The 1,107-nt window shown below is 60.3% G+C and carries 1 protein-coding gene and 1 pseudogene; one reads left to right on the plus strand and one right to left on the minus strand.

All coding sequences use genetic code 11. The features are described from left to right. Positions 1-204: pseudogene (locus AB0H42_RS35865) on the plus strand (amino acid permease); the annotation flags it as partial. A gap of 73 nt (positions 205-277) precedes the next feature. Here the strand turns inward: AB0H42_RS35865 and yfcF are convergent. Continuing rightward, complete coding sequence (yfcF, locus tag AB0H42_RS35870; protein WP_004937171.1) at positions 278-913, minus strand: glutathione transferase; 636 nt, start codon at positions 911-913, stop codon at positions 278-280. Positions 914-1,107 lie beyond the last annotated feature (194 nt).

The following is a 1,107-nucleotide window of genomic DNA, read 5'->3' on the forward strand; positions in this document are numbered from 1 at the left end:
GCCGGGGTGTTCAGCGGGGTGATCCTGTCGATCATGCCGATGTTGATCCTGCGCGGCGCGCGCAAACATGGCGACCAGACCCCGCGCTGGCAGTGCAACTGGATCACGCACCCGCTGCTGCAGGTCAGCATTGTGTTGCTGTATCTGGCCAGTGCGGTGTACGCCATCGCTTCATTGTTAGGCTATCTGCCCTCTGGATGGTGATTTGCCTTCCCTCAAGCAGTGATGTTGTTTCTCGGCATTGAGAACGGCGGCGTCGTGGCCGCCGATTTTTTTCTCAGGCGCGCCGTTTTTCCGACAACGCCAGCCAGGCCTGCACCGACGGGCGCTGCCACTGCTTGTGCGCATAGTGGCGCACGCGCTCCGGCACCGGATCGCCGTGCATCACCAGCCGGTTGAGCATCAGCGCCAGATCGGTGTCGGCGATGCACCACTCCCTGAACAGATTATCCTGCCCGTGGCTCAGCAGCTTTTCCACGGCGGCGATCAGCTTGCGCGCGGCCTCTTGCGCGGCTTCGGACAGCGGCGGGAACTTGCCGTTGTTGAACACCACCTCGGTCGAACGCTCGGCGCGGATCGGCAGCAGATCGCTGCGCAGCCAGGCCTGGATCTCGCGCGCTTTGGCACGCAGCTTCACGTCGCGCGGGTACACGGCGTGGGCCGGGTGGATGTCTTCCAGGTATTCGGCAATCGCCGAAGACTCCGAGAGCTGGAACTCGCCGATCGCCAGCGTCGGCACCCGGCGGGTGAGCGACAGCGCCGCGTAGGCCGCCTCTTTGTTCTCTTCCTTCGCCAGATCCACCGGCTTCACGGTGAACGGAATGCCTTTTTCCGTCAGCACGACAAAGGCGGACATGGCGTACGGGCTGAAAAATTCACTGTCGGTATAAAGCTCGGTGATCGGTTGAGACATCGGCGGTTCCTCGGGGTTAAAGGGGGAACATTCATCATTGTCGAGGGGAGGCTAAAAATCAATCTGTTAGCTAAAAGTTCTTGGGCGGCGCGGTTTACGGCGCCGTGAGTTCCTTCAGGATGATGTGATATATTTGTTGCCAACAAGTGAATTGAGCCGTATCGGGTAACATGAAGACGCAGTGGATTGAACGG

It is taken from the genome of Nocardia sp. NPDC050799, assembly GCF_040654015.1.
In the GTDB taxonomy this organism is placed as follows: Bacteria; Actinomycetota; Actinomycetes; order Mycobacteriales; family Mycobacteriaceae; genus Nocardia.

What these genes read in the sequence shown, in the direction of transcription:
- yfcF (WP_004937171.1), bottom strand. Translation starts at nt 913, where the DNA reads ATGTCTCAACCGATCACCGAGCTTTATACCGACAGTGAATTTTTCAGC.